Source organism: Streptomyces minutiscleroticus, from assembly GCF_014650875.1.
In the GTDB taxonomy this organism is placed as follows: Bacteria; Actinomycetota; Actinomycetes; order Streptomycetales; family Streptomycetaceae; genus Streptomyces; species Streptomyces minutiscleroticus.
Window position 1 is genome coordinate 1 of record NZ_BMVU01000001.1, and the last position, 20,426, is coordinate 20,426.

A 20,426-nucleotide genomic window follows, 5' to 3' on the forward strand; every position below is an offset into this window, starting at 1 on the left:
CGGAGCGGGCCGGGCGCCCGGCCCGCTCCGCGCATCGGGGACGGCCGGCCGCACACCCGGCTCAGCCGGGAGTGTTCACCATCGACGCCGCCGCGTACGTGAGGTAGTTCCACAGGGTCTGCTCGTGCTCCTCGGAGAGGCCGAGCTCGTCGACGGCGGCCCGCATGTGCCGCAGCCACGCGTCGTGCGCGGCCCGGTCGACCGTGAACGGGGCGTGGCGCATGCGCAGCCGCGGGTGGCCGCGGTTCTCGCTGTAGGTGGTCGGGCCGCCCCAGTACTGCATCAGGAACAGTGCGAAGCGCTCCTCGGCCGGTCCGAGGTCCTCCTCGGGATACATGGGCCGCAGCAGCGGGTCCTCCGCGACGCCCTGGTAGAAACGGCGAACGAGCCGGCGGAAGGTCTCCTCGCCGCCGACCTGTTCGTAGAAGGTCTGCTCCTGAAGCGTGCCGCGCCGTATCTCTTTCACCCGTCCATGGTCTCAGACGCGGCGGCCGAGGACCGGAGGCTTAGGACCCTCGCGGGGGACCGGAGGACGCCCTTCGTCCCGCCGGAGCGCCCCTCGTCCCGCCGCCTTCCGGGGAGCCGTTCGGTCCCGCTCCCCCCGCGGGCCGCGGGCGGACGCGTCGGCCTCACCCGCCGCGGACGCGTCGGTCCCGGCTGATGCGGATTCGGTGGCTCCGGACGCTCGCGTCCCCGGCCCGCGCGCAGGACAGTGGAGGCATGGGCGCGTACGCCGTCGGCCACGACACCGGCGACCTGGACCACCTCGCCGCCTCGGCGCGGGCGGCGATGGTGCGCGAGATCGAGGCCGGCGGCGCCCTGGACGGCGACCCGTCCTGGCGGGAGGCGTTCGCGACGGTCCCGCGCCACCTCTTCGTGCCGTCCTACTACGTCGGCGTCCGCGGCGGGTACGCGCGCCTGAGGAGCGACGACCCCGATCCGCGCGGACGCGAGCGCTGGCTCGAAGGGGCCTACGCGGACACGCCGCTCGCCACGTGGGTGCGCGACGGGGAACTGGTCTCGTCCAGCAGCCAGCCGTCGCTGATGGCGCGAATGCTCGTGGACCTGCAGATCGGGGACGGCGACACCGTGCTGGAGATCGGCGCGGGCACGGGGTACAACGCCGCCCTGCTCGCGCACCGCCTCGGCGACGCCCTGGTGACCACGGTCGACCTGGACCCGGAGATCACCGAGGCGGCCCGGCGGCATCTGGCGGCGGTCGGCCGCCGCCCGGCCGTCGTGACCGGCGACGGAGCGCAGGGCTGCCCCGAGCGCGCCCCCTTCGACCGGATCATCGTGACGTGCGCGGTGGACTCCGTACCGCCCGCGTGGCTCGCCCAGTCCCGGCCCGGCGCCCACATCCTCGCCCCGCTCGCGAACGGCCTGATCGACCTGCGCGTACGCGACGAGGAGCACGCCGAGGGGCGGTTCCTGCACACGCCCGCCTACTTCGTGCCGCTGCGCGGCGGCGGCGCACGGCCGAGGACCGGGCACCCTCCTGAGCGCCCCGACCACGAGACGCTGCCGCGCTGGGCGGTGCGGCACGAACTGTTCCGCTTCCTGCTCTCGCTGACCGCGGGACACCTGGAGCCGCGGGAGGCGCTGGCCCTGTGGGAGCGCGAGGGGCAGCCGGTGCGCGAGCGCTACGGGATCACCGTCGAGGACGGGCGCCGGTGGGCCTGGCTGGACGATCCCCGGGGCCCGCACGCCTGGCCCCTGCCCTGACCGGGGCGCCGGCGGACCCGGCGCCCCCGCGTCTCATCCCCTCATCCCCGCCGGATCGTGATGGTCGTCCAGGCGCCCACGTGCACCCGGTCGCCGTCCTGCAGCGGTACGGGGACGAAGGGCTGGATGGGCTCCTCGGCGCCGTTCACCGTGGTGCCGTTGGTGGAGTTCTGGTCGACGACCGCCCAGCCGCCGTCCGGCTGCTGGACCAGGACGGCGTGCTGGTGCGAGACGCCCGGGTCCTCCGGCGGCACCGACAGGTCGATGTCGGGGGTGTCGCCGGTGGAGTGCCGGCGGCGGCCGATGCTGACCTGGTTGCCGGTGAGCGGGCGCCGCTGCTCCGGCGAGTACGCGGGCAGGTTCAGACCCGCGGCCTCGGGGCCGGAGCGCTGCATCATCGCCATGAAGTAGTCGCGGTCGGGCCCGATCGTGACGCTCCAGGACTGGGACTGGGACTGGGACTGCGGGAAGCCGGGCGGCTGCTGGGTCCCGCCGGGGTGCGCGGACCCGCCCGCCCCCGGTGCGCCCGCTCCCGGGGCGCCGCCGGGCGCACCGCCGGACGGCGGCGAGATCACCCAGTCGTCGTCCCCGCCGAAGGACGGGCCGGACGGCTGCTGCGGGGCGGGGTAGCCGTAGCCACCGCCCGCGCCGGGCTGTCCCGGCCGATGGAACGCCTGCGCCGCACCGGACGTACCGGGACCGGCACCGGGTCCACCACCCGCACCGGGTCCACCACCGGGCCCGCCGTTCGTCCCGGGTCCGCCAGGACCAGCGGCCCCACCGGGCCCGCCGGGCCCACCAGGTCCGCCGGGCGCCCCGAACACCCCGGGCGCGGACCCGGGTCCGCCGGGCGGCACTCCGGGACCCCCGGACGTGGGCGCGGGACCACCGGGCACCGGCCCGGGGCCGGGACCTCCCGAGGTGGGCGCGGGCGCCCCGGGCGTGGGGCCGGGCGGCGGCGGGACCGGACGCGACGAGGTGCCGGGGAAGCCGGCCGGCCCGTCGCCGAAGGGCGAGGGCGGGATCGGCTCGGCGGGCCGGTTGACCTGCGACGGCCGCGAGCTCTGGTACTCGTACGAGTCGGGACCGGGGCCGGGGCGGCCGGGCGGCGACGGGAACCGCGGCGCCTGGCCCTGGCCCGACGCCGGCGGACGCGTCGCCGCGGGGGTGTAGGAGGTCGCCGTGTTCGTGAGGAAGTTCCAGCGGCACTCCTCGCAGAACGGCGCCGCGCCCTCGCGCGGGGTGTGGCACTGCGGGCACAGCTGCGGCTCGGACGCCTGGTCGGGCACTGCGGACAGGTGCGGGCGGCCGCCCTGGCCGGGGGGCGGGGGCGAGCCGGCCGGCGGATAGCCGTACCCGGCGGCCGGGGGCGGCGGCGGAGGCGGTGGCACGGCACCCGCCATACGGTGACCGCAGACCTCGCACCAGTCGTCGGAACCCGACTGGTGTCCGTTCGGGCAGGTCGGCATGTCGGCGCTTCCCCCTCTCCCGCCCGGTCCGCGGGGACCGGGTTTCTCCGCCCCCGCGGACGGGGCCGGGCTCGTTCTCCGGCTCCAGGGAGGAGCCGGACTCGGCTACTTCTTCACACGGACAGTTTTCGTGGACCGGGTCTCGAGGGTCATCTCGTCGGCCTCTTCGACCTTCGCCTTCAGTCGCACAGTACCTGCCGCCGCGTCGACCACGTCCACCACCTTCGCGAGCAGTTTCGCCGTATCGGCGTTCCCGGATGCGCCGGCGAGCTGGACGGCGCGGCCGAGCTTGGCCGTGGCGCCGTCGACATCTCCCGCTTTGCGTGCTTCCAGCCCCTGTTGGATGGCCTGTGCCAGTTCGGCCTGGCCCGTGTAGTGCGCGACCTGCGGATTGATCGACGTGGAGGCGGCCAGGTCGTCCGTCCACACCGCCCGTACGAGTCCCTGGGCGCCCAGGGACTGCGCACCGCCGTCGCCCTGGGGGACGACGAGCGAGACCTGGGCGGCGAGCATCTCCTGGCCGAGTCCGGCCGGGGGGACCTCGACGCAGACGTGGTAGTCGCGGGACTCGTCGCCCCAGGAGCCGGTCGGGTAGTCGCCCGTGCGCGGACCCGCCTCCGTACGGCGGTCCGTCAGCTCCTCCACGGTCGGAGCCACCTGCTTGACGAACCGCACGGACGCGCCGAGCGGGGTCCACAGCCGCAGCGCGACGTCGGCGACCTCCTTGCCCATGGCCGCCTCCATCATCCGCGTGAAGTCGGCGGCGAGCCCGGCCGGGTCGGCGACGATGTCCGCGGAGCCGAGCAGCGCGGAGGCGACCCCGGTGACCTCCTTGACCTCCCAGTCCGTGCCGACGCCGCGCGCGTCGCAGGTGAAGCGGCCCGCGCAGGCGTCGAGGGTGGCCTTGAGCGCCTCGGGCGACTCGTGCTCGTTGCGGCCGTCGGTGAGCAGGATGCCGTGCCGGATCGTGACGTCCGCCGAGGACAGCAGCCGGTCGGCGAGGCGCAGCCAGGTGCCGATCGCGGTGCCGCCGCCCGCGCCGAGCTTGCGCAGCGCCTGCTTGGCCTGGCCGCGGGTGGTCGCGTCGGCCACCGCGAGCCGCCCGCCCCCCGGATAGACCTCCTTGGCCACATGCGTGCCGCCGATCACCGCGAAGTGCACGCCGTCGCGCAGGGCGTCGACCGCCGCGGCCGTGGCGTCGCGGGCGCCGCGCATCTTGGTCGGCGGGTAGTCCATCGAGCCCGAGCAGTCCACCATGATCGCGACGGCCGCGTCCGGCCCCCGCCCCGTGCCGTACAGGTGCGGGGCGGTCACCGCGCCGCCGACGGTGCCGCCCCCGGTCGCCGTCACCGTGACGATGGCGTCGACCTCGCTGCCGCCCTCCGGCAGGTACGCGTTCTGGTACACGTCCACCGAGAACCGCGGAACACCGGACTTCGAGAAATTGGCCATGACGTCTGAGCTCCCCCTCACCACTCCCGCGCGTACGCGGGCGATGTCGGCCGGCGGACCGGTCCCCTCCGGTCCCGGACCGCTCCCGAACGGTCCGCGGAACCGCTCCCGTCCGGTCCCTCAGGCCGATCCTGCCCCTTGCGGCGGTGCGGGGAACGGCAGCACGGCCACTGTTACGTTGTCGTGGCCCCCGCCGTCCAGGGCGTGGCCGACGAGCACCCGGGCGGCGTGCAGCGGGCGCTCGGCGGCGTCGAGGGGCACGGCCGCGGCCATCTCCTCGGCGGCCTCGGCGTAGTTCCACAGCCCGTCGGTGCAGACCACGACGGCGCCCGGCCGGTCCGGCTTGAAGGCGGCGGTGTGCGGCTCCAGTTCGTAGGCGTCGGCGCCGAGCCAGCCGGTGATGGCGTGGGCGCGGTCGTCGGCGTACGCCTCCGCCTCGTTCATCAGGCCCGCGGCGACCATCTGCGCGGCCCAGGAGTCGTCCTCGGTGAGCCGGGCCGGGGGCGCGGAGCGGTCGACCGGCACCCAGTAGGCGCGGCTGTCGCCGATCCAGCCGACGACCAGCAGCGCCGGGGTGACGACCGCGCCGACGATCGTGCAGGCCGGCGCGTTCTGGTGGGGCGCGTGCTCGTCGTCCTGGCCGGGCCCGTCGGCCAGCGCGGTCACGGCGTGGGCGGCCGCCACGATCGCGTCGTGCATCGCCTGCTGGGGGTGGGTGCCCAGGGGCAGGGCGGCGAGCAGCGCCTCGTTGGCCGTGGCGGCGGCGGCCAGCGACGCCTCGTCGGGGCGCGTCGCCGAGGACACGCCGTCGCAGACGACCGCGACGACCGCCGGGGAGCCGTCCGGGAGCGCGGTGGAGGAGACGGCGAACGCGTCCTCGTTGCGGTGGTGGCGCAGGCCCCGGTCGCTGACCGCGGCGACCGCGCCCAGCTCCTGCTCCATGTGGTCCCGCTCGCGGGGCTGCGCGTGCCCGCAGTTCTCGCAGTAGCCGTCGGTGTCGACCCGGCCCGCGCGGCAGGCCACGCACAGCTTCGTGCCCGCGGGCGGCGTCGGGGGCTCCGCCGTGCGCGGGTCGGCGGGCGGCTGCTCCGGGCGGGGCGGCACGACCACCGGGGGAGCGGCGGGCGGCTGCGGCGCGGCCAGCGGGTAGTCGTCGGGCTCGGCGGACCCGGCGGACCCGGTGGGCTCGGCGGACCCGGTGGGTCCCACGGGCTCCACGGACTCCGCGGACCCGGCGGGGCGGTCGAACCGCACGCCGTCCTGCGGGAGCCCGAAGCCGTCGGGTCCGGCGCCGGGGGCCCCGGCCGGTACGGGCGCGGACGGGGCGCCGCCCTGCGTCCCGGGCACGGCGGCCGGCCCGTCCGACCGCGCGGTCTGCGGGGACGGCTGCGGCGCCCACCCGTTGACGGCGTTCGTCGGCGGGTCGGCCGGCGGCGGGGGGACCGCCGACAGGTCGTACCCGCAGGCGCCGCAGAAACGGTCACCCGTCTCCAGCGGCTCCTCGCAGCTCGGGCACTTCGAAAGAGCCGTCGACCGGTGCATCTGCGCCATCAATTACACCCACGTCCGGGGGCGGTAGCGGTTGGCCCGCTCCACCAGTTCGATCCTCTCCTCGCCCCGCTGGGCGAGCCGGGCCAGTGTGCGGTACGAACGCTCCAGCCCGAAACGCAGGCCGCGCTCGTCCAGTTCACTGCCGAGCAGTACGGTCCGCGTCCGCGGGGCGGTTCCGGCGGCACCGGTGCCGGGCGGAGCGGAACCCTGGCCACCGGAGAGTACCCAGTCCAGGGCGCAGCCGAGGACCTCGGCCGACAACTGCTCGCGCCTGACCGCGTCCAGGCCGTAGGCGTCCAGGTCCCGCACCTGCCGGGCCGCCGCGGTCAGGTCGTCCAGGAAGGCCGCGCCGGCCTCCTCCGCGCGCCGCCGCAGCCGCGCCCGTACGGCCGCCACCCGGGCCGCCGTGTAGTGGATGGACGCCTCCGGCACGGACTCCAGTGTGCGCACGGCGCCCCGCCGGTCGCCCGACGCCAGCAGCACGCGGGCGAGGCCGAAGGCGGCGCTCACGTACCCGGGGTCGGTGGACCACACGAGGCGGTAGTACTCGGCGGCGTTGTCCAGCTGGCCCAGCACCTCGGCGCACAGGCCGAGGGCCAGCTTGGGCGCGGTCTCGCCGGGGAAGGCGTCGTAGAGCGCGTCGAAGGACAGCGCGGCGACCTCGTGGTCGCCGGTGGCGAGCGCCGCCACGCCCCGGTACCAGACCACCCGCCAGTCGTCGGGGAGGTCCGCCTCCAGGGCGTCCAGCGCCTGCCCCGCGCCGGTGAGGTCGCTCATCTCCAGGCGGGCGCGCAGCTCGCGCAGCCGCAGCTCCGTGGAGCGGGTGGGCGCCGCCTGCAGCGCGGTGAGCAGTTCGGCGGGCGCGGACGCCATCAGACCGGCCAGGAAACCGGCGTTGGGGTCGCCGGGGTCGACCCGCGGCACGGGCAGCGCGAGCGCGGCGGCGGCCGTGTCCAGCCGTCTGACCAGGTCCGCGGAGGTCCCGGCGGGCGGCAGGACGGGGGCGGTACCGGCTGCGGAGGACGGGGGGACGGGGGCGGGGGCGCCGCCGCCGTAGGGCACCGTCCCGCCGGTCCCGGCCGCGGCGGGACCGGGTCCGGCACCGGCGCGTCCCCGCCCGGCCGCCGCGGAACCGGCGCCCGCCGCGCCGCCTTCCACGGCGGGACCGGCGGCGGCCCCGGCACCCGCGCCGGCCGGGGCGCCGCGCCGCCGCCGCACCGGCACCGGACGCGCCCCGAGCCGCGACACGTCCCCGTCCAGCGCGCCGAACAACTCCGTGTCCGTCACCCTCAGTTCGGGCCCGAACAGCGTGGACAGGGCCGGGCGGGCGCGGCCCGTCTGCACCGACACCACCTCGCGCAGCACGCCCGTCAGCTGCTCGGCCATCTCCTGCGCGGAGGCGAACCGGCGGGCCGGGTCGGGGTCGGTGGCGCGCACCAGCAGCCGGTAGAACGACTCGTAGGTGCGGAAGACCTCGATGTGGTCGGGGTCGGGCAGGGAGTCGGCGAAGACGTTGGTGTAGCCCTGGAAGTCGAAGGTGAGGACGGCCAGCGTGCGCGCCACCGTGTAGAGGTCCGAGGCGACCGACGGGCCCACCTCGGCGACCTCCGGCGCCTGGTAGCCGATCGTGCCGTAGACGGCCGACTCGTCGTCGTCCATCCGGCGCACCGCGCCCATGTCGATCAGCTTGAGCTGGTCCTCGGTCTGGATGGCGTTGTCGACCTTGAAGTCGCAGTACAGCAGGTTGCGGCTGTGCAGGTGGCCGAGCGCCTCCAGGGCCTCGATGCCGTACGCGCAGGCCTGCTCGACCGGCAGCGGGTCGCGTCTGCCCTCCGGCGTGCGGCGGCCGTTGGCGATCTCCTTGAGGGACTTGCCGCCGACGTACTCCATGACGATGTAGCCGTCGAGCGAGCCGGTGCGCTGGTCGAGGTGCTCGACGAAGTTGTAGATGCGCACGATGTTGGCGTGCTCGATCTCGGCGAGGAAGCGGCGCTCGGAGATCGCGGCGTCCATGGCGTCCTGGTCGCCGGTGTCCAGCAGGCCCTTGAGGACCACCCAGCGGTCGGCCACCGCCCGGTCCACGGCGAGGTAGATCCAGCCGAGCCCGCCGTGCGCGAGGCAGCCCGCGACCTCGTACTGGCCGTGCACGATGTCGCCCGGGTGCAGCTTGGGCACGAACGAGTACGGGTGGCCGCACTTGGTGCAGAAGCCCTCCGTGCGGCCCGGCCGGTCGCCGCGCGGACGCCCCACCGGCGCCCCGCAGTCCGAGCGCGAGCAGAACCGCTTGCGCTCGGGCACCTCGGGGTTCTCCAGGACCATCGCGCGCGGGTCGGGCCGCGGCACGCCCGGCACCTGGACCAGGCCCGCGCCGAGCCGGCTGCGGCCGGAGGCGCCGGCCGACGGGCCGGAGCTGCGCACCGACACCGAGCGGCCGGTCGACCGCCCCGACAGGGAGCGCGACAGCCGCCCCGACACCGAGCGGCGGGACTGCGAGGACCGGGACGACGAGCGGGCCGAGGACCGCGCGGACGCCCCCGAGCCGGAACCGCCGCGCGCGCCGGAGCCGCGCGAGCCCCGGCCGCCGGTGACGCCGGTCGGCGCGCCGCCCACCGTGCCGCTCCCCGGCCCCGGGCCGGACGCGGCGGCCCCGGGGGCCGCCGCGACGACCGGCGCGAGGCCGCACGTGTCGCAGTACAGCCCGCCGCCCATGTCCTCGTACGACCCCGGGCAGCCGGGCCGCTGGCACGGCCGTGGCTCGCTCACACCGCCTCACCCCTCCCGCTCGTCCGAGGGCCCCGCGGGCTCCCGCCGCGTCTGCGGCCCGCGCTGTTCGGGGACGCCCGGCGCCAGCAGCTCGGCGGCCGCCCGCTGGTAGCGCAGCACCGCCTGCTCCGCGACCCGCAGGTCGCAGGGGGCGCTCCACAGCATCCGGCGCGCCGCGTCGTACCGCTCCACGAGCAGCGGGTCCTCGGCGAGACCGTGCCGGGCGACCTTCGCCTTGTACGCGTCGAGGCGTCCGCGCAGCTCCGCGCGGACCGCGAGCGGCGCGGTGACCGCGGTCAGCGACTCGCGGGCGCGCAGCAGCTCGTCCTCGGCCCGCTCCTCCAGCGACTCCAGGAGCGGCGAGAGCCGGTGCCACTGCCCCTGCCTGCGGTACTCGGCGGCCGCCGCCAGCTGCTCCTGCAGCACGGTCGGCGGGCCGCTGACCGCGGGCACCTCGGAGGCGGCGATCTTGGCCAGGACCTCGCCGCGCGCGGAGCGCGCCTCCGCGAGCGTGCGGTCCGCGCGCGAGAGCACGTCCCGCAGCCTCACCAGCCGCGCCTCGGCGTCCTGGCGGACGGTGAGCACCGCGTCGATCTCGCGGCGCACCTCCTCCAGAGCGCGCGCCTCACGGTCGTAGCGCGTGGTGTCGGGGCGGCCGCCGCCCGGCGCCGAACTGCCCCGCGCGGGCTGCCAGAACGCCAGCGGATCGGAGATCACCTGTTCCCGCAGGTCCGTCAGCGTACGGGTGATCCGCTCCAGGTCGTCGCCGGCCGGGTGCTCACCGGGCCGCACGCCCACGGAGTGCGCGAGGCGGCGGGTGCGCTGCAGCTCGGCGGAGAGCAGGTCGATGCGGGCGGGCAGCGCCGACCACACCGCGTCGGCGGCGACGACCATGTCGAGCGAGCTCGCGTACAGCCCGTTCATCTCGTCGACCAGGGCGGCGAGCGTGAAGCGCCGGCTGAGCACGTTCGGACCGCCGGGCGCCGCCGCGGCGCCGCCGGCCAGCGTGACGCTCTCGCCGCGCAGCAGCTCGGTCAGCTCGGCCAGGTCCTCGCGGCTCGACCAGCGCCTGCGGGAGCGGATCTCGCGCGCGGAGCGCAACGCGTCCGTGTACGCGTCGAAGTACGTCCACAGCAGCGTGATCGACGCCTCCGTGGCCGTCCAGCGCTCCTGCGTGACGCCGGTGAGCCGGGCGCCCTCGAGGAGTCTGCGGCCCGCGTGGTCCTGCAGGGCGAGCAGCGAGGTCTCGACGGCCTCGTGCTCGGCGCCGAGCCGCGCCAGCGCACGGTCCACCTCGTCCCGGTCCATCACCGGCCCGGAGGGTCCCGCGACGCCCATCGATCACCTCTCGCTCTCGGTCGTCGCCCGCGGCGCGCGGGGGCGCGTCACGGGCGGCTCTCCAGTCGTGTCGGGTCGTTGTCAGGTCGTATCAGATCGGCCGGACGCCGCCGGCTAGCGGTAGCTCACCGACGGCGGCCCCGGCGACTCGCCGAGGGTCCCGGCCAGCCACTTGTCGTACGACTGCTCCCAGCCGTCCCTGCGGTAGTCCTCCAGAACCTGGTTGACGCGGCGGACCAGGTCGTCGTCGGGACCCTTCTTCATCGCCACCCCGTAGTACTCGGTGGTGAAGGGCTTCCCCTTGAGGGCGACCGACGGGTCCTGGGCGGCCTGGCTCGCGGCGAGCGCGCTGTCGGTCACCACGGCGTCCACCTCGCCGAGCTGGAGGCGTACCAGGCAGTCGAGCTGGTTGGGCACGGTGCGGATCTCGGTGGACGCGGCCAGCTCGCCCGCCTCCCTGTCCGCCTCCAGGGTGGCCAGCGCCGTGGAGTCCTGCGCCGCGCAGATCCGCTTGCCCTCCAGCATCTTCTCGTCGTAGTCCTCGATGTCCGACTTCCTGGGCGCGAGGAGCTGCTGCCCCGTCTCGAAGTACGGGGCGGAGAAGGCGACCTCCCGCAGCCGCTCGCAGCTGATCGACATGGTGCGGACCACCATGTCGACCCTGCCCTCCTTGATCGCGGGAATGCGCTCGTTGGTCGGGACGGCGCGGAACCGCACGGCGTCGGGGTCCCCCAGGATCTCCTGGGCGATCCGGTGGGCGAGGTCGATGTCGAAGCCCTCCAGTTCGGCGTCGTCCCGGTCGCTGTTGGGGTCGCGGTAGCCCCAGCGGTAGCTGTTCTGGTCGACGCCGATGACGAGCCGGCGGTCCTTCCGGTTCTTGATCGCCTCGATGGTCGGGCCGTCCGCGCCGGACGGCGGCGGGCTCTGCTCCTCCGGGTCCTCGCAGGCCTCGGCCCGCGACGGCACCGCGTGGCCGAGGCCCCCGGCACCGGTGCCCGCGCCGCCCCCGTGCGTCTGCGAGAGCGGCAGCAGCAGGGCGAAGACCGCCGTCAGGGCGCAGACGACCGCCATCGCGCCCACGCCGCCCCAGCCCCTGAGACCGGCGCGCACCCGTCGTACCCGCATCGTCACGCCCCCTCTCACCGGTACTCCGACAGCCTGCGGCCGATGCCCAGCACGGCGCCCCCCGCTCCCAGCACCGTGAGGGCCGCGGCGCCCGCGGGGAGACCGGTCATCGCGTCCCTGCCGTCCCCGGCCGCCTGCCTGAACTGCGCCTCTTCATGGCTGATCGCGTCCCCGAGCAACCTGTCGACGTTGTCGAAGCACTCGCCGGTCGGCTTCTCGCTCCTGGCGCCGATGACCCGGTCCAGCGCCTCCTGGTAGTCGCCCGCGTCGTCGGCCGCGCGGGCCTCGCCGTGGCGCTCGCGCCACTCCTTCATGCCGGCGACGGCGGCCGCGACGGGCTCCCGGCCGGCCCGGTCGTCGGCCAGCTCCTCCGCCACGGTCAGCCCCTTGCCGAGCGCGGCCATCTCCGTCCGGTACGCGTAGTCGTAGGCGTCGACGGTCCCGGAGGCGGTCCTCCTCGTCTCCGCGCCGCGGCTGACCAGCGTCAGGTTCTCGTTGCCGCGCGCCTTGAGGGAGGCGATCCGGGCGTCGTGCAGCACGTCCAGGGAGCGCACCCCGTGGTCGTAGGAGTCGTTCAGCCCGGCCCGGGCGACGCTGTGGCCGACGACGAGCCAGAGCAGCACCACCGCGGAGGCGGCCGAGGCGGCGACCAGGCCGTGGTTCAGGACCCGGTTGGTGCGCAGGTAGGTGCGGCGCTGCGCCCACGCCAGGGCGCCCAGGGCGAGGACGCCGAGGCCGATCGCGGCCCAGGGGTAGGGCGTGGCGTCGGCGTAGTCGGAGCGCAGCCGGCGGCTCTCGCGCAGGTACAGCCGCTCGGCGTCGGGGAGCATCTGCTCCTGCATCTTCTCGTTCGCGTACCGCAGGTAGGCGCCGCCCAGCGGGAAGCCCTGGCGGTTGTTGGCGCGGGCGCGCTCGACGAGCCCCTTGTACTCCGGGAGCAGCCTGTCGATCCGGGCGATCAGGTCCGCGGAGGGGGAGCCGGGCTCGGAGTTCGCGGCGGCCGTCACCAGCTTCTCCGCGGCCGTGCGGATGTCCTTCTCGTAGCGCTCGCGGGACTCGGCCGGCTCCTGACCGCCCGCCAGGAAGCCGCTGGCGGCGGCGGTGTTGGCGTCGGCGAGGGAGCGGTAGACGGCCGCCGCGTCGTCGCTCAGCGGCTGGCTGCTGGTCAGCACGGCGTCGGCGGCGTCCGCGCGCGTCGTCGTCTGCCAGGCCGTCACCGCGCCGAACGCGACGACGAGCGCGGCGAGGACGGCGCCGATGACGCGCAGCCGCCCGGGCTCGGTCGTCGCCGCGGCGCGCAGCCGGTCGACACCCTCCGCCCAGGCCGTGCGGCGCGGCGGCTCCGGCGCGCGCTCCGGCGGCCGGGCCGGCGCGGCGGGCGGACCGGCCGGGCGCGCCGACGGGGGAGCGGCCTGCGGCGGTACGGCCGGCAGCGACGGCGCGCCGGGCGCCGGCGGTGCCTGGCCGCCGTTCGGCGGGTACGTCACGTGACCTCCCCCAGGGTCATCCGTCGATCCCCGTCCACCCGGCGTGCCCACGCACGGGAGCAGGTGTACGGCCGCAAGTATCTCCGCCGGCGCGGGCCGTCGCACAGGCCTTGGCCGGATCTTGCGCGGATCATGGCGCGACGGGAGGCTCCCGCGGCACCCCTCGCCCATGAATACGCCGGGCGGATCGGTTCTGGTTCCCCCTGCCGCACACCGGCCCGCTCCTGGCGCGAAGTGCCCGGACGCCGATCGGGCCGTCCCCACGCCTCCCCGTGCTCAGCCGTCCCAGTGGGCCCGTGCGCGCGCCTGCGCCCCGGCCGTCGCGCGCACGTGGTCCAGGCCCAGCAGCGCGGCGCCCAGGACCGGGGGCGCGGTGACCGTCCGGGCCACCGCCTTCGGCGCGCGCAGGGCCAGCGCCTCGCGGACGGCGGCGTCCAGCAGCGGGTGCCGGGCGGCCAGGACGCCGCCGCCCAGGAGCACGGGGGTCTCCTCCTCCAGCAGGTCCAGGCGGCGCAGCGCGACCGCCGCCATCAGCGCCACCTCCTGCGCGAGCCGTTCGACCAGGGAGCGGGCCACCGGGTCGCCGCCGTCCGCCGTGGCGAACAGCACCGGGGCCAGCTCGTGCCGCCGTTCGGCCGCGACGTGCCCCAGATGCAGGGCCTCGATCAGCGCGTACATGGAGCCGAGGCCGAAGTGCGCGGGCAGGGTGCGGGCCAGGGCGGTCGGGCCGCCCCGGCCGTCCTCGGCGCGCGCCGCGTGCCACAGCGCCTCCTCCGTCAGGCTCCAGCCGCCGCCCCAGTCGCCGGAGATGCGGCCGACGGCCGGGAAGCGCGCGGTGCGGCCGTCGGGCCGCAGCCCGGCGCAGTTGATGCCGGCCCCGCACACCACCGCCACGCCGCGCGGCTCGTCGGCCCCGGCGCGCAGCACCGCGAAGGTGTCGTTGCGCACCACGACGTCCGCGGACCAGCCGCGGGCGAGCAGGGCGGCCGCCAGCCGCTCCTCCTCCACGGGGAGGTCGGCGTTGGCCAGGCAGGCCGAGACGTGGGTCACGGTCCCGGCGCCGGCCCCGGCGAGGGCCGGCCGCACGGCGTCCGCGAGCACGTCCACGGCGGCCGCGACGCCGGTCACGTGCGGCTGGAACCCGCCTCCGCGGGCCGTGGCCAGCACCTCGCCCCCGGCCGACACGACCGCCACGTCGGTCTTGCTGTTGCCCGCGTCGACGGCGAGGACGGTCGTCGTGCTCACGCCCACGCCAGGTGCTCCGTGTTGTGCGCGACCAGCAGGTCGGCCAGCCGCTCGGCGTACGCGTACTGGCCGACCAGCGGGTGCGCCAGCAGGGCGCGCAGCACGCGGTCGCGGCCGCCGCGCAGCGCGGCGTCCAGCGCCAGGTCCTCGTACGCGCTCACGGCGGCCGTCAGCCCCGCGAACAGCGGGTCGAGGGCCGGCACCGGCAGCGGTGCGACCCCCCGCCTCCCGACGGCCGCCTGCACCTCCACGACGGCGTCGTCCGGCAGGAACGGCAGCGTGCCGTCGTTGCGGGTGTTCACCACCTGGTACGGGCTGCCGCCCCCGCCCAGCAGCGCGGCGGCGAGGTCCACCGCGGCCTCCGAGTAGTACGCGCCGCCGCGCCCGGCCAGCAGCCCCGGTTTCTCGTCGAGCGCCGGGTCGGCGTACAGCTCCAGCAGCTCGGCCTCCAGGGCGGCGACCTCGGAGGCACGGGAGGGCCTGGTGCGCTGCTCCCGTACGACCTCGTCGTGGGCGTAGTAGTAGCGCAGGTAGTAGGAGGGGACGGCGCCGAGGCGGTCGAACAGGGCGCGCGGCAGGCGCAGGTCGGCGGCGACGGCGTCGCCGTGCTCGGCGAGCAGCCGGGGCAGCACGTCCTCGCCCTCGGGTCCGCCGAGGCGCACGGCGGTCTCCCAGGTGAGGTGGTTCAGGCCCACGTGGTCCAGGTGGACGTCGGCCGGGGCGACGCCGAGCAGGCCCGCGAACCTCCGCTGCAGGCCGATCGCCACGTTGCACAGCCCGACCGCCCGGTGGCCGGCTCGCAGCAGGGCCCGTGTGACGATTCCCACGGGGTTGGTGAAGTCGATGATCCAGGCGTCCGGCGCGGCGCGGCGCACCCGCTCGGCGATGTCCAGCACCACCGGGACGGTGCGCAGCGCCTTGGCGAGGCCGCCCGCGCCGGTGGTCTCCTGCCCGACGCAGCCGCACTCCAGCGGCCAGGTCTCGTCCTGGTGCCGGGCGGCCTGCCCGCCGACGCGCAGCTGCAGCAGGACGGCGTCGGCGCCGTCGGCGCCCGCGTCGAGGTCGGCGGTCGTCACGACCCGCCCGGGGTGCCCCTGCCGGGCCAGGATGCGCCGGGCCAGCCCGCCGACGAGCTCCAGCCGGTCGGCGGCCGGGTCGACCAGGACCAGCTCGTCCACGGGCAGGGTGTCGCGCAGCCGGGCGAACCCGTCGACGAGCTCGGGTGTGTAGGTCGACCCTCCGCCGACCACGACGAGTCTCATGCCCTGGCCCTTCCCCTCCGGCGCCACGCGACTCCCGCGCCCCGGCCGTCCCGCGGCGCCGGGGGCCCCGCACCGCGGGCCCCGCCGCCGCGCACGCTAGGCGGCCCGGCGAAGGAGCGTCAACGGTGCCCCGGTCAGCGGCGCCGGTTCGGCGCGGCGCGGGCCGCGTCCGGTGCCGGACGCGGCGACGGCGGCACCAGGGCACTCCCTGGCGCCGCCGTCGCCGTGAGCGGCCTCGTCACTTCGTGACGCTCGGCGGGGTCAGCGGGGACGCCGCCACGGACTGGGGGGACGTCGTGGAGGCGTAGGCCGAGGGGGCCGCCATGCCGGCCGTGGGGTCGGGGGCCGACTCGTCCTCCTGCTGGGCGGGGAGGCCGCCGACGATGCGGATGCCCGCCGCGTCGAAGGCCCGCTTGATGCGCCAGCGCAGCTCGCGCTCCACGGACAGGGACTGGCCCGGCATCGTCTTGGCCGAGACGCGCACCACCATCGAGTCGAGCAGGAGGCTGTCCAGGCCCAGCACCTCGACCGGGCCCCACAGCCGCTCGTTCCAGGGCTCGTCCTTGCTCATGGCCTCGCCGACCTCGCCCAGGACGGCCTTCACCCGGTCCAGGTCCTCGGACGGGCGGACCGTGACGTCCACGCCGGCGGTGGCCCAGCCCTGGGAGAGGTTGCCGATGCGCTTCACCTCGCCGTTGCGGACGTACCAGATCTCGCCGTCCGCGCCGCGCAGCTTGGTGACGCGCAGGCCGACCTCGACCACCTCGCCGGAGGCGACCCCCGCGTCGATCGTGTCGCCGACGCCGTACTGGTCCTCCAGGATCATGAAGACGCCGGAGAGGAAGTCGGTGACGAGGTTGCGCGCGCCGAAGCCGATCGCGACGCCCGCGACACCGGCCGAGGCCAGCAGCGGGGCGAGGTTGATCTCGAAGGTGGACAGCACCATCAGCGCCGCCGTGCCGAGGATCAGGAACGACGCCACCGACCGCAGCACCGAGCCGATGGCCTGCGAGCGCTGGCGGCGGCGCTCCACGTTGACCAGCAGCCCGCCCAGCGCGGTGCCGTCCACGGCCTGCGCGGTGCGGTTCATGCGGTCTATGAGCTTGGTGATCGCCCGCCGGATGGCGATTCTCAGGGCGACCGCGATCACGATGATCAGCAGGACCCGCAGGCCGATACCGAGCCAGGTGGCCCAGTTCTCCTCGACCCAGCCGGCGATGTTGCTCGCGCTCTCCTGGGCGTCCTGGAACGTGGGCGCCGTCGGGTCCCCACTGGGGTCGGCGGCCGGCAGGACGGACAAGAACACAGCAGGTACCTCCAGGCGTAGCGGTCTGCCCGCGGCTCGGGCACACCGGGAACACCGGTCGGGCGGACTAACCACACTAACGGGGCATCGTGTGTGGATCGTTGCGATGTTCGAGGGAGAGACTGTGCTCACCCGGGGATGAAGCAGGTGTGGTCGAAAACACTCCCAGCCCGTTACGGGGACATGGTGGCGCCGTCACCAGGCATGAGGGGAGACTGGCTGCAGATCGTCCCGGCGCGAGCCACGCGCCGCCGGCGTACAAGGAGGCATCCGTGCCGCATGTCCTGGTCCTCAACGCGTCGTACGAGCCACTCGGCGTCGTACCGCTCCGCCGCGCGCTCGTCCTGGTCCTCGAGAACAAGGCCGTCTGCCTCGAGGAGTCCGGCGCCCATCTGCACAGCGCCACCGTCACTGTCCCCGCACCCAGCGTGGTCCGGCTCAAGAGGTTCGTACGGGTCCCCTACCGGGGGCCCGTTCCGCTCACCCGTCGGGCGCTGTTCGCGCGCGACGGCGGCCGGTGCATGTACTGCGGTGGCGTCGCAACCAGCGTCGACCACGTCATTCCGCGCTCCCGCGGTGGTCAGCACGTCTGGGACAACGTGGTGGCGTCCTGCCGCCGCTGCAACCACGTCAAGGCCGACCGTCATCTCGTCGAGATCGGCTGGCGCCTGCGCCACAAACCAGCCCCGCCCACGGGACTGGCCTGGCGCATCATCGGCACCGGCCACAGGGACCCGCGCTGGCTGCCCTACCTGCAGCCGTACGGCGCGGACGACGCGCTGGCCCGGATCGACGGCATATCGGCCTGACGGTCCGGGCCTTCGTCTTGCCCGGTCACGGACTCCGTGCCCCCCGGGAGGTCCCCCGTGCCCCCGGAGGGCCGGACCCGGGCCGCGGCGCGCCGCGGCGTGCCCGCGCACCGGTGTGCGCGGAATCACCCGGTGCGGGAAGAGCCGCCCCGCGCGGCCACCGCGCCACGGGCGGCCTCAGGTGAAGCGCAGCTCCGCGGGGTGCAGCGAGCGGCGCAGCAGCGGCAGCGAGGTGGCCGCCGCCAGCAGACCGCCGGCCAGGACGGCCGCCGGGACGAGCAGCGGCAGCGGCGACACGCCCCCGGCGCCGTGGAGAGCGCCGTAGCCCACGTACACCGCCGTGCCGCCGGCGGTCGCCGGCAGCAGCGCCGGGACCAGCGGCAGCGCCGTCTCCAGGAGGAGCGCCCGGACGAGGACCCCGCGCGGGACGCCCGCCGCGTGCTGCGCGGCCAGGCCCCGGCGCCGCGTGGCCAGCGACTCGGCGGTCCCCACCGCGACACCGGCCACGCCGATCAGCAGCGCCACCAGGACGGCGGCGCCCGCGAGGTCGATGCCGGTGGTGTAGAAGTCCAGGTCCGCGGCGTAGTGGCGGCCGTCGCGGTGCAGTTCCTCCAGCAGCACCTCCCGGACACCGACGAAGCCGACGCCCACCACCGTCACCAGCAGCACGGCGGCGTGGGTGCGCGCGGCGGCCCACGGGTCGGCCCGCAGCCGTGCGGCCGCGATGAGGACCGCCGGGCCGCCGGTGCGCCGGCCGAGCCACCGGCCCGTGGCGCGGGCCGTGGCACCGGCCGTCCCCACCGCGCCCACGCCGGTCAGCGCCACCGCGCCGAACACCGCGAGCACCGGGGACAGGGACGACGACGGCGCTCCGGGTCCCCGGACGAGCTGCAGCAGGCCCGCCGCGCCCAGCGGCAGCACGGGCAGCACCAGGGCGAGCGCGCGGCCGCGGCCCCGGACCCCCCGCTCCCGCCGCACCCAGCCCAGCGGCGAGGCGACGACCCGGCGCAGCGCCACCGCGCCCACCAGCGAGGCCAGGACCGGAACACAGAGCGCCACGGCGGCGAACCCGGCCCACAGCACGAGCGGCGGCCGGTGCCAGAACCGCAGCAGGAGCAGCGCGCCGAAGACGGCGGTGACCGCCGTCCCGGCCATGCAGGCCAGGCCGGTCTCCAGGGCGGCGATCCGCCGCACCCGGCCGGGCGCGGCCCCGGCCAGGCGCAGCCCGGCCAGCCGCCGGTCGCGGTGCACGGCCCCGATGCGGGCGCACTGCCCGAGGAAGCCGAGCACCGGCACCAGCAGCAGCACCAGCACGAGGACCACGCCGGAGCGCTCCCCGGGGTGGTTCAGCAGGCCGGCGGCGTACGGAACGCGCACCTGGCCGCGCACGGAGGCGACCGCGACCGCAGCGAGGGCGAAGGCCGTGGCGAGGGCCGCGCCCAGCGCGGTGAGCAGCGCCCGCCACCCCTCCCGGCGGTCGGAGCCGCGTGTCAGCAGCCAGGCGAGCCGGAGGTCCGTCCTCATGCCCCGGCCTCCAGCAGTACGGCGTCGGCGTCGGCGCCGTCGGTGAGCACGGCGCCGTCCCGCAGCCGCACCTCGCGGTCCGCGTACGCCGCCACCTGCGCGTCGTGCGTGACGAGCAGCACGGACGTGCCGCACTCGCGCACGGTCCTGACCAGCGCGGTCATCACCTGCTCGCCCGCGAGGGAGTCCAGCGCGCCGGTCGGCTCGTCCGCGAACACCGCCTTCGGGCCGGTCACCAGCGCCCGCGCCAGCGCCACCCGCTGGGCCTGGCCGCCGCTCAGCTCCCCGGGCCGCGCCCCGGCCCGCTCCCGTACGCCGAACCGCTCCAGCCACTCGCCGGCCCGCTCCAGGGCCTCGGCCCGGGGCGCGCCCGCGAGCAGCAGCGGCAGCGCCACGTTGTCGGCCGCCGTCAACTCCGGGATCAGCTGTCCGAACTGGAACACCACCCCGAACTCGGTGCGCCGCAGCGTGCTCAGCCGTTTCTCCGACGCCCGGTCGAGGCGCTCGGAGCCCCGGTGGACGACGGAGCCCTCGTCGGGGCGGACGATGCCGGCCAGGCAGTGCAGCAGCGTGGACTTGCCGCTGCCGCTCGCCCCGGTGACGGCGAGGATCTCGCCCTGCCGCAGGACGACGGACGCGCCGCGCAGCGCCGGGGTGCCGCCGTACGTCTTGACCAGGCCACGGGCCGCGAGGAGCGGCGCTGGGTTGCTCATGCTGGGTGGACCTCCGCGGTCAGGGTGGTGAGCCGGGCCGCGGTGGTGGTCATCCAGCGCAGGTCGGCGTCGAGGTGGGACAGGGCGTAGTCGGCGGACAGGACGGTCGCGAGGTCGGCGCCCGGCGCGGTCTTGACCGCGGTGAGCTCCCGCATCCGCGCCATGTGCGCCTCCCGCTGCGCCCGCAGGTAGCCGGCCGGGTCGGCCGAGGCGAGGATCGAGACGACGACCTTGGCGAAGATCTCGTTCGTCACGAAGGGCGCGGGCGGGGCGACCTCCCCGGTCCAGCGGGCCAGTTCCCGCGCGCCCTCGTCGGTGGACCGGTACAGCGTCCGCTCGGGACCGCCGTCCGAGTCCGTGCCGTCGACCTCGGCGAGGCCGTCGCGGACCAGGCGCTGGAGGGTCGTGTAGACCTGGCCGTAGGCCAGCGGACGGGCCTGCGGGAAGCGTTCGTCGTGGCGTCGCTTGAGGTCGTAGCCGTGGCTCGGCCCTCCGGCGAGCAGTCCCAGCAGGATGTGACGGGTGCTCATGCCGATCATTATGTACTCGGTATATGTACTGAGTACATAGTGGAGCCGGGAAAACCCGCCGGGCGGGCACCGTCGTGCGCGCCCGGCGGGTCCGTCCCCGCTCGGGCGGTGGGTCCGTTCCTGCGCG

16 protein-coding genes are annotated in these 20,426 nt (G+C 76.1%); 2 read left to right on the forward strand and 14 right to left on the reverse strand.

The genetic code is table 11. From position 1 onward, the window contains the following. Nucleotides 1-61: 61 nt before the first annotated feature. Nucleotides 62-466: a globin gene (locus tag IE271_RS00005; RefSeq protein ID WP_190187990.1), complete on the reverse strand. Its 405-nt coding sequence runs from the start codon at nt 464-466 to the stop codon at nt 62-64. A gap of 254 nt (nt 467-720) precedes the next feature. On the opposite strand from IE271_RS00005, the gene IE271_RS00010 reads away from it, so the two are divergent. Next, complete coding sequence (locus tag IE271_RS00010; protein ID WP_190187991.1) at nt 721-1,725, forward strand: methyltransferase domain-containing protein; 1,005 nt, start codon at nt 721-723, stop codon at nt 1,723-1,725. Between the two features lie 41 nt (nt 1,726-1,766). Here the strand turns inward: IE271_RS00010 and IE271_RS00015 are convergent, their stop codons facing one another. The 10 genes from IE271_RS00015 to IE271_RS00060 form a co-directional block, all read right to left on the reverse strand. Beyond that, nucleotides 1,767-3,194 carry an FHA domain-containing protein gene (locus IE271_RS00015; protein WP_190187992.1) on the reverse strand — a complete coding sequence of 476 codons (1,428 nt, stop codon included), beginning with the start codon at nt 3,192-3,194 and terminating at the stop codon, nt 1,767-1,769. A 105-nt stretch (nt 3,195-3,299) separates the two neighbouring features. Beyond that, nucleotides 3,300-4,646: a vWA domain-containing protein gene (locus tag IE271_RS00020; protein ID WP_190187993.1), complete on the reverse strand. Its 1,347-nt coding sequence runs from the start codon at nt 4,644-4,646 to the stop codon at nt 3,300-3,302. 120 nt (nt 4,647-4,766) lie between these two features. After that, nucleotides 4,767-6,197 carry a PP2C family protein-serine/threonine phosphatase gene (locus IE271_RS00025; RefSeq protein ID WP_229919053.1) on the reverse strand — a complete coding sequence of 477 codons (1,431 nt, stop codon included), beginning with the start codon at nt 6,195-6,197 and terminating at the stop codon, nt 4,767-4,769. Between the two features lie 3 nt (nt 6,198-6,200). Continuing rightward, entirely contained in the window at nt 6,201-8,906 is a 2,706-nt protein-coding gene (locus tag IE271_RS00030; protein ID WP_190188531.1) for a serine/threonine-protein kinase, read from the reverse strand. Between the two features lie 60 nt (nt 8,907-8,966). Continuing rightward, nucleotides 8,967-10,298 (reverse strand): coiled-coil domain-containing protein, encoded by a 1,332-nt coding sequence (locus tag IE271_RS00035; RefSeq protein WP_190187994.1) that lies wholly within the window; start codon nt 10,296-10,298, stop codon nt 8,967-8,969. Between the two features lie 114 nt (nt 10,299-10,412). Further along, complete coding sequence (locus IE271_RS00040; RefSeq protein WP_190187995.1) at nt 10,413-11,423, reverse strand: glutamate ABC transporter substrate-binding protein; 1,011 nt, start codon at nt 11,421-11,423, stop codon at nt 10,413-10,415. Between the two features lie 14 nt (nt 11,424-11,437). Then, nucleotides 11,438-12,910 carry a GlnX family signal transduction membrane protein gene (locus tag IE271_RS00045; protein ID WP_190187996.1) on the reverse strand — a complete coding sequence of 491 codons (1,473 nt, stop codon included), beginning with the start codon at nt 12,908-12,910 and terminating at the stop codon, nt 11,438-11,440. Between the two features lie 276 nt (nt 12,911-13,186). After that, nucleotides 13,187-14,155 (reverse strand): N-acetylglucosamine kinase, encoded by a 969-nt coding sequence (locus tag IE271_RS00050; protein WP_373308670.1) that lies wholly within the window; start codon nt 14,153-14,155, stop codon nt 13,187-13,189. After that, nucleotides 14,152-15,417 carry a family 4 glycosyl hydrolase gene (locus IE271_RS00055; protein WP_190187998.1) on the reverse strand — a complete coding sequence of 422 codons (1,266 nt, stop codon included), beginning with the start codon at nt 15,415-15,417 and terminating at the stop codon, nt 14,152-14,154. The genes IE271_RS00050 and IE271_RS00055 overlap by 4 nt, the downstream gene beginning before the upstream one ends. A 238-nt stretch (nt 15,418-15,655) precedes the next feature. Further along, on the reverse strand, nt 15,656-16,723 hold the full coding sequence (locus IE271_RS00060) for a mechanosensitive ion channel family protein (RefSeq protein WP_190187999.1): 1,068 nt from the start codon (nt 16,721-16,723) through the stop codon (nt 15,656-15,658). A gap of 272 nt (nt 16,724-16,995) precedes the next feature. On the opposite strand from IE271_RS00060, the gene IE271_RS00065 reads away from it, so the two are divergent. After that, nucleotides 16,996-17,532, forward strand: a complete 537-nt coding sequence (locus IE271_RS00065) for an HNH endonuclease (RefSeq protein ID WP_190188000.1) — start codon at nt 16,996-16,998, stop codon at nt 17,530-17,532. Nucleotides 17,533-17,709: 177 nt separating this feature from the next. Here the strand turns inward: IE271_RS00065 and IE271_RS00070 are convergent, their stop codons facing one another. The 3 genes from IE271_RS00070 to IE271_RS00080 are packed head-to-tail and all read right to left on the reverse strand — an operon-like array spanning nt 17,710 to nt 20,299. Next, entirely contained in the window at nt 17,710-19,056 is a 1,347-nt protein-coding gene (locus IE271_RS00070) for an ABC transporter permease (RefSeq protein WP_190188001.1), read from the reverse strand. Next, entirely contained in the window at nt 19,053-19,769 is a 717-nt protein-coding gene (locus IE271_RS00075; RefSeq protein WP_190188002.1) for an ABC transporter ATP-binding protein, read from the reverse strand. Before IE271_RS00075 ends, IE271_RS00070 begins: the two co-directional genes overlap by 4 nt. After that, complete coding sequence (locus IE271_RS00080) at nt 19,766-20,299, reverse strand: PadR family transcriptional regulator (RefSeq protein WP_190188003.1); 534 nt, start codon at nt 20,297-20,299, stop codon at nt 19,766-19,768. Before IE271_RS00080 ends, IE271_RS00075 begins: the two co-directional genes overlap by 4 nt. Nucleotides 20,300-20,426 lie beyond the last annotated feature (127 nt).

Excerpts from the sequence above, each read along its gene's own strand:
- IE271_RS00025 (WP_229919053.1), bottom strand. The coding sequence starts at position 6,197 with ATGGCGCAGATGCACCGGTCGACGGCTCTTTCGAAGTGCCCGAGCTGC.
- IE271_RS00055 (WP_190187998.1), bottom strand. The coding sequence starts at position 15,417 with ATGAGACTCGTCGTGGTCGGCGGAGGGTCGACCTACACACCCGAGCTC.
- IE271_RS00075 (WP_190188002.1), bottom strand. The coding sequence starts at position 19,769 with ATGAGCAACCCAGCGCCGCTCCTCGCGGCCCGTGGCCTGGTCAAGACG.
- IE271_RS00030 (WP_190188531.1), bottom strand. The coding sequence starts at position 8,906 with ATGGGCGGCGGGCTGTACTGCGACACGTGCGGCCTCGCGCCGGTCGTC.
- IE271_RS00010 (WP_190187991.1), top strand. The coding sequence starts at position 721 with ATGGGCGCGTACGCCGTCGGCCACGACACCGGCGACCTGGACCACCTC.
- IE271_RS00080 (WP_190188003.1), bottom strand. The coding sequence starts at position 20,299 with ATGAGCACCCGTCACATCCTGCTGGGACTGCTCGCCGGAGGGCCGAGC.
- IE271_RS00070 (WP_190188001.1), bottom strand. The coding sequence starts at position 19,056 with ATGAGGACGGACCTCCGGCTCGCCTGGCTGCTGACACGCGGCTCCGAC.
- IE271_RS00015 (WP_190187992.1), bottom strand. The coding sequence starts at position 3,194 with ATGCCGACCTGCCCGAACGGACACCAGTCGGGTTCCGACGACTGGTGC.
- IE271_RS00035 (WP_190187994.1), bottom strand. The coding sequence starts at position 10,298 with ATGGGCGTCGCGGGACCCTCCGGGCCGGTGATGGACCGGGACGAGGTG.
- IE271_RS00040 (WP_190187995.1), bottom strand. The coding sequence starts at position 11,423 with ATGCGGGTACGACGGGTGCGCGCCGGTCTCAGGGGCTGGGGCGGCGTG.
- IE271_RS00020 (WP_190187993.1), bottom strand. The coding sequence starts at position 4,646 with ATGGCCAATTTCTCGAAGTCCGGTGTTCCGCGGTTCTCGGTGGACGTG.